The sequence below is a fragment of the Thermococcus sp. genome, assembly GCF_026991495.1.
Taxonomy (GTDB): domain Archaea; phylum Methanobacteriota_B; class Thermococci; order Thermococcales; family Thermococcaceae; genus Thermococcus.
Map to the genome: position 1 here is coordinate 1 of NZ_JALXBJ010000090.1, position 6,407 is coordinate 6,407.

Consider the following 6,407-nt stretch of genomic DNA (forward strand, 5'->3'; position numbering starts at 1 on the left):
TAGAGCCCGAGGAGTTGAAGAGGACGAAGCCGCCGAGGGTGCCCGCTATAAGGTTATTCTGGAGGGGAAGGAGCTTGACCACGTAGCCAGAGGCGTTCTCCCAGAGCTTTGACCCGTTCCTAAAGTAAGCGGCCGTATCACCGAGGTAGTACACGCTTATCAGCTTCCCCTCCATCACCATCCGGTAGTCGCAGGAGGCGTACACCTTATCCCTGGCTACGGCAACGGCCTCCACGCTCTTCTGGTACGCAACACCCTGGCAGAGAGAGCCCTTGAAGACGAGCGGGTTCCCCTTCGAAATGGCTGGAGTCGCGAGAAGCGATACCATTATGAAGAGAATAACCCCGACCGTGAACAGCTTACCTCTTACCCCCATCGGCTTCACCCCCACTCTCCTCCTCCACCGAGGTTAAAAGGCTTCCCAGGGACACGGCGGTGGCAGTGGGTTCCACCACCTTCCTTATCCCAACTACCTTAAGCAGACCCTTCCGTATGAGGCTGTCGTAGGCCTCCTCAACCCTCACAACATCAGCGCCCAAAAGGGCGGGCACGGCGAGGGGATCGGTTCCGTTGAGGACGGCCTCAAAAACGGCCCTCTCAAAGGGGTTAAGAACAGGAACGGGAGGTTTAACGTCCGGAAACTCGGAGTAGAGCTCCCTGAGTTTCACGGCGACGTCCGGGGAAAAGCGCATGAAATACCTGAGGAGTAACTGCCTCGCCCGTCTCCCTGGTACGGTGAGGACAATGGGCTCCCCTTCGGTCTCAAGTATCCAGGTCTCGCCGCTGAGGTGCCCGGCTTCGGCGGCTGTGAACCTGAAAAAAGGCCCCTTCTCATCCAGCACGAAGGCAACTCCCCTGCGGTAGTCCCTTTCCACCGGGATTAGATTCAGGGAGAGGGTTTTTTCCTCGATCCCGGCCGCCTTCACCGGGTGCCCGTTCAGGAGGCTCTCAAAGATGGAGTGAAGGAGGGCCCTGAACCCAGCCTCGTCGTACAGGAGGGGGTTCTCTAAGGTGGCGAGAACCAGCTCCCCCCTCGATGTGGTTAGCGAGAAGGCATCCCTCACACGGCCCCCCACGGGTGGGACGTTCACGTCAAAACGAACGTCCTCCACAGTTTTCAGCTTTACCGTCTTCTCGCCCCCGCCCTGGAAGGTCAGGAGAAGCTCGGCCCCGGATATAGCTGCGTAGCAGTCCCTGAGGGCTATCTCCCCGATCCCCTCACCTGTCTCCACGAGCAGCACCCTCGTCCTCATCTTCCCAGCCCCCTCCTGGCTCTATAGGCATTCCTGCTGTCTCCATGGCCCTTCATGAGGGCCCGATCAATGACGCTCTCGTCCGCGGAGAGCCTTTCTATAAGGGGCCTCAGGGGAATGAGGTAGACCCCAACGGACACCCGTTTAAACCTCCCCAACACCCCCCAGAACACGGGGAGGCTGCCTTCCCACTTAGTGGCCTCGAAAGCCTCTTCAACGCTAAGCGGGGAGCTCGGCAAAACTTCCTCATCGAGGATCCTGCTGAGAGTCCCCGAGAGGAGACCGGAGATTATGTTGCCCTCCTCCTGGATGAGGGACTGGAGGAGCTCCCTCGCATCCATATCAGAGTAGCCATCCAAGAGTAGGGCCTTCAGCTCCTCTGTAGGGCCGGCAAGTCTAAAAACGGCGAGCAGGTAGTTGCCTATGAAGAACGCAGACGAGAGGTTTCCCCCGCCGAGCAGCGCTAAGAACCCCTCGCGCCCCGCTGATGGATCGTACCTCCCGGCGAATTTGAACTTAACTTCACTCCCAGAGGGGTAGATCTTCCTTAAAACCGGGCGCATGATGAGCTCGAGGAAGAGCTCCATATCCTCTAAGGTGATCACTTCCTCTCACCCCCGAGTACGAGGTCAAAAACCGCCACGCCGTCGATAACAGGCACCACCCTCCTTCCACCGAGGAGCGTCACCCCCGTGTACGGGATGTTCCTCTCAACCCGCGGGAGGATGGCCCTGAGGGGCCTCACAACAACATCCCTCCTCTCGACAATCCGATCAACGAGGAGAACGGCGCTGCCGCCGCCCGTTTCCACTACCAGTCCTTCCAACTTCTCTGGGGGGATGGCGGTAAAATCAACGAGATCGTGGAGGAGAACCGCTGGCACGGGACGGCCGTTGAGGACCGTAATGTAAGCCCCGACCTTTCTCACCTCCTCGCGGTTCAGAGAGATGGTACCTGTTACGCCTATGGCCGAGACCGCGTACTCCTCACCACCAACCTCGACTATGTAGGCGGGGATTATGGAGAGCTCAAAGGGAACCTGGATTATGAAGCTCGCCCCCTTCCCGACCTCCGAGCGCACGTAGATCCTGCCGTGAAGGGAGCGGATTACTTCCCTGACAACGTTGAGGCCGAGACCCCTTCCGGAGTTTTCCCTGGCAACCTCCTGGGTGCTCATCCCTGGAAGGAATATGAGTTCGAGGGTCTGCTCATCGGACAGCCCCTCAGCCCTCTCCCTCGTTAGGAGACCCCTTTCCAGGGCCCTTCTCTTAATCTCCTCTGGGTCTATGCCCCTGCCGTCGTCCGTTACAACGAGTTCAACAAAATCCCCCTTCTGGAGGAGCCGCACAGTGATCTTTCCCACAGGGGCTTTTCCTGCCTTTCTGCGCTCTTCTGGCTTCTCTATCCCATGGACAACACTGTTCTTGAGGACGTGGACGAGAACCTCCCACAGGGCCGCGGCGATCCTCCTGTCAACCCTGAGGTCTTCTCCCTCAACCTCCATCTCGACGGACTTCCCAAGCTCCTTGGCGAGTCTGCTCACAAGGGGCTCAAACTCCTCAACAATCGAGCGCATGGAAACGGTTCTCATGTCAAAGAGTATGCCCCTCATCTTGGAGAGCAGCTCGTCCAGCCTTTTGCTCACCTCTCCGAGCTCTGGGCTTTTGCATTCTTTCAATGCCTCTTTAGTCCAGTCCGAAACGAAGAAGAGCTCCTCAAGGAGGTACATCAGTCTGTCTAAGTTTTTCTCTTCCCTCCTGCTGACCATCGGGGGCCTCGGTCTATGGCGGGCGGGCTTTTGTGTTTCTACTTTTCCCTCAGCCACCCTGACGTCCTTCAGTCCAGGATGCCTTTTAACGGCCGCTTCTATCTCCTCCGGCTTCTTGTCTGTCAGTAGAGAAACCTCAAACTCCGAAGCGGCATTCAGTATCCCCTCCCTAAGCTCCTCCTCGGAGGGGCTCACCGAGAGGACTTCACCGAGGTTTTTGAGATCCTTGAGGATAAGAAGAGCCCTCGCCGCCTTAAGAGGAAACTCCTCCCGAAAGACAACCGCAACCTTGTAGGTCTTTTTCTCGGTTCTTTCGCGCCCATACTCATCGACCTCCACTTCCCTGACTCCTTCAAGTGCAGCAAGCCTCTTTCTCAGGTTCTCCCTGTCGAGCCAGCTCTCAACTTCAAGGGTGAACGAGTTCACGCCCTTCTCAGGCTTCTTTAGGAACCCCTCTATGTCCGGTGTTGAGGATAGTATTCTGCCGAGGGAGCCGAGGGTCCGGGCCAGGGAGAAGACCCACGCCGGAAGCTTATCTGAAATGCTGTCGAACGTAACCTTCACCGTATACCTGTAAACCGGCCTCTTCCTGAAAAAATCCGGCAGGGGGGCGCCCTTTCCCTTTCTCCCCGCGATCAGCGAGGTTGCCTTGGCTATGAGGTATTCTATTGAGCCGCTCCCCTCAGTCCCATCGATGCTGATGCTCCTCACGAAATCCTCTATTGAATCCAAAAAGCCCTCAAGAAGGGAGCGAACCTCGTCATCGAGCTCCAACCTGCCGTCCTTAACCAGTTCAAGAAGGGTTTCAACCCAGTGCGCTGCCTGGGAGAGCTTTGAGAAACCGGCAAGTGAGGCCGTCCCCTTTATTGTGTGGGCTGCCCGCATCATCTCCTCCGCCACTTCGTCTACCCTGGAGGCGTTCTTTAGCTCTCCAAAAAGTGCCCGGAGTTCCTCCACTTTTTCCTGAAGCTCCTCAACCATCTGGCCTTCGTAGGGCACGGCTCCCACTCCCCGATAGGTTAGGCCGGCCGGACCCTTGCCCCCCTGGCCTTCCGTGGAAACCGAGGACGCAGCTACCCTGCACCGGCCGGCCCTATGCTTCCGACAGCACGCGCTCAATCTCATTGATGACCTGTGAGCTCTCAAAGGGCTTGACAATGTACCCCTTAGCACCGGCTTCGATGCACTCTATGACCCTCTTCTCGTGATCGACGGAGGTTACCATTATGACCTTGGCCTTTGGATCGATCTCGAGTATCTCCTTGAGGGCCTTTATTCCGTCCATGTCGGGCATTATAATGTCCATTATTACAACGTCCGGCCTGAGGGAGAGGTACTTCTCCACGGCTTCCCTGCCGTTTGACGCCTCCCCAACAACGTCATAGCCAGCTTCGCTCAGCAGCTTTCTGAGTATAATCCTTGCAAAAAGGACGTCGTCCACGATGAGCACGCTCGCCATCTCGACCACCGGCCCAAGAAACTAACGTTCCTTCCCTCTAAAACACTTACGTGTAGGTAACTGTGTAGGTACACACAACTTTTTTAGATTTTTTCCAATCATGCAATTCACCATCAAGGAGGTATTGTAAAAAATCCAAATCAGGGTTTCAGGGTTACCTTCAGAAGACTCCTGCCCAGCCGCTTAATGGATGCATCAAAGCCCTCATCGGCTATGAGCGATGCCACCTCGGACATGGCGGGGAACCTTTTGAAATCTTTGTTGAGCTTTTCGAAGAACTCAAGGGCCTCTATGTGCCGGAAGTTGTCCCTGAAGGGTTCGAGTATTATAAGCGATCCACCGGGCCTCAGTGTCCCGAGGGCTCTCCTGAGAACCCTGCGGTAGTCCTCGGGCTTCAGGTACTCGAAGATGAAGCTCATCACAGTCGTCTGGTACTCGTTCACGGGCCTGAGGAGTTTCAGGTCAAGCTCCTTGAGCTCAACAGGGAGGCTCTCCCCTTCAACCCTCGCACGCGCTATCTCAAGTATGGCCGGGGAGTAGTCAACGCCGACGTAAAGCCCATCGTAGCCAATTCTCTTGCCAAATTCATAGGGTGAAACCGAGCCGCAGCCGAGGTCGAGGACGCTGCTCCCCTGGCCTATGCCCCCGGTCTTTGCTATGACCTCCCGATAGAGGGCAGCGAAGTCGGTGTTCATCCTTATGTCCCAGAAATCGGCATCCTTGTCGAAGTCCATCAGGACGTGCGGGTGCGTCGGGGTTATGAAGGCGTAGTCGACCATCCGGTAGATCTCCTCCAGTACGGCCACCCATCCCGGAAGGAGGGCCTCGTAGTGGTTCTTTGGAACATCAAGGCGGTAGGAAAAGCCGTTCAGCTTCAGCCGGCCGTCCCTCTCTTCCACTATCCCTATGGCCTTCAGGGTGTTGAGGAACTCAAGGAGTAGCTTCTTGTTCGGTATGTCGAGGCTGTCGAGGACTTCCCGCTGGGTGGCTCCCCTCGAGATTACCTTGAAAACGCCGTGCTTTGTGCCGAGCTGGATTATGTGGAGTATGGCCATCCTGACCATGTGCTCGATGTTCGAGTCAAGGACCGAAATTTCCCCCATGCTCACCACCTCACATGAACTTCCTGTAATAGCGGTAGTACTCCCTCAGGTATTCCACGACCTTCTTGCCGTACTCGGTCAGCCGGTAGTACTTGAAGCCGTTGTTGCTGACCTCCTCAACGAGGCCGAGGTAGACGAGCGAGCTCTCGCCGTTGTACCTGTTTCCAAGCCCGACCAGTGCACCCCTGACGTTCGATGGGTCAGAGCCCACGATCCTCGCTATCTCGGACAGATAGGTTGCCGACGGGTATATCTCGCTGAGGTACAGGAGGATCCTCTTCCGCAGTTCACTTCTGTGTATCGACCTAAGCACCTGAGGGTCAATAATCATAGTGTCCACAGCCCTCCCCCCTGCGTTTCTGCACGCGTTTGAGTTCCCCTTGATTTTACAGAAAACAGGTTGCTGGAACACTGCACTGTTGTTATCGATTGCAAACTTTATAACTTTTTTGGTAAACAATTGAAGACGTCCCAATATATACTGGAATAACTTGTTATATTTCCAAATATAATTGGAAACTTATGTAGAAAACCCTATAAAAATGGGAACAGGCTGGGGCACTGTTTGGGAGAAAAGTGGGCAGCTAAGGACAGTGGGGGCCATTAAATGCGCACTTCAGTTTATCGGCGTACACTCCTTTGCCGGGCCTACATAGGCACCTACACAAAGACCTACACTACTAAGAACAAAAAAGGGCTTTATATTCAGCCAGTGTAATCATAAGTGCAAAACCTTTAGGGGGTGCATGGTTGATGAAGGCCAGGAAGAAGAGGGGTGCCATTGGGATTGGTACCCTGATAGTGTTTATAGCCATGGTTTTAGT

General features: G+C 55.5%; 7 protein-coding genes and 1 pseudogene. 1 reads left to right on the top strand and 7 read right to left on the bottom strand.

The features are described from left to right. From MVB78_RS10935 to MVB78_RS10965, 7 genes and pseudogenes are all read right to left on the bottom strand, one after another. A pseudogene (locus tag MVB78_RS10935) lies at positions 1-385 on the bottom strand (quinoprotein dehydrogenase); the annotation flags it as partial. Then, positions 360-1,253, bottom strand: coding sequence for a hypothetical protein (locus MVB78_RS10940; RefSeq protein WP_297491424.1), 894 nt, complete (start codon positions 1,251-1,253; stop codon positions 360-362). The gene MVB78_RS10940 and the pseudogene MVB78_RS10935, both read right to left, overlap by 26 nt. Beyond that, positions 1,250-1,858, bottom strand: a complete 609-nt coding sequence (locus tag MVB78_RS10945; protein ID WP_297491427.1) for a hypothetical protein — start codon at positions 1,856-1,858, stop codon at positions 1,250-1,252. Before MVB78_RS10945 ends, MVB78_RS10940 begins: the two co-directional genes overlap by 4 nt. Then, a complete protein-coding gene (locus MVB78_RS10950; protein ID WP_297491430.1) occupies positions 1,855-4,020 on the bottom strand; it encodes an ATP-binding protein in 2,166 nt (721 codons plus the stop codon). Before MVB78_RS10950 ends, MVB78_RS10945 begins: the two co-directional genes overlap by 4 nt. A gap of 94 nt (positions 4,021-4,114) precedes the next feature. Then, on the bottom strand, positions 4,115-4,480 hold the full coding sequence (locus MVB78_RS10955; RefSeq protein ID WP_297491490.1) for a response regulator: 366 nt from the start codon (positions 4,478-4,480) through the stop codon (positions 4,115-4,117). Between the two features lie 140 nt (positions 4,481-4,620). After that, on the bottom strand, positions 4,621-5,583 hold the full coding sequence (locus tag MVB78_RS10960) for a class I SAM-dependent methyltransferase (RefSeq protein WP_297491433.1): 963 nt from the start codon (positions 5,581-5,583) through the stop codon (positions 4,621-4,623). A 10-nt stretch (positions 5,584-5,593) separates the two neighbouring features. Further along, positions 5,594-5,914 (bottom strand): helix-turn-helix domain-containing protein, encoded by a 321-nt coding sequence (locus MVB78_RS10965; RefSeq protein ID WP_297491493.1) that lies wholly within the window; start codon positions 5,912-5,914, stop codon positions 5,594-5,596. 422 nt (positions 5,915-6,336) lie between these two features. On the opposite strand from MVB78_RS10965, the gene MVB78_RS10970 reads away from it, so the two are divergent. Beyond that, on the top strand, positions 6,337-6,407 hold a 71-nt coding region (locus MVB78_RS10970), incomplete at its 3' end, for an archaellin/type IV pilin N-terminal domain-containing protein (protein WP_367271014.1).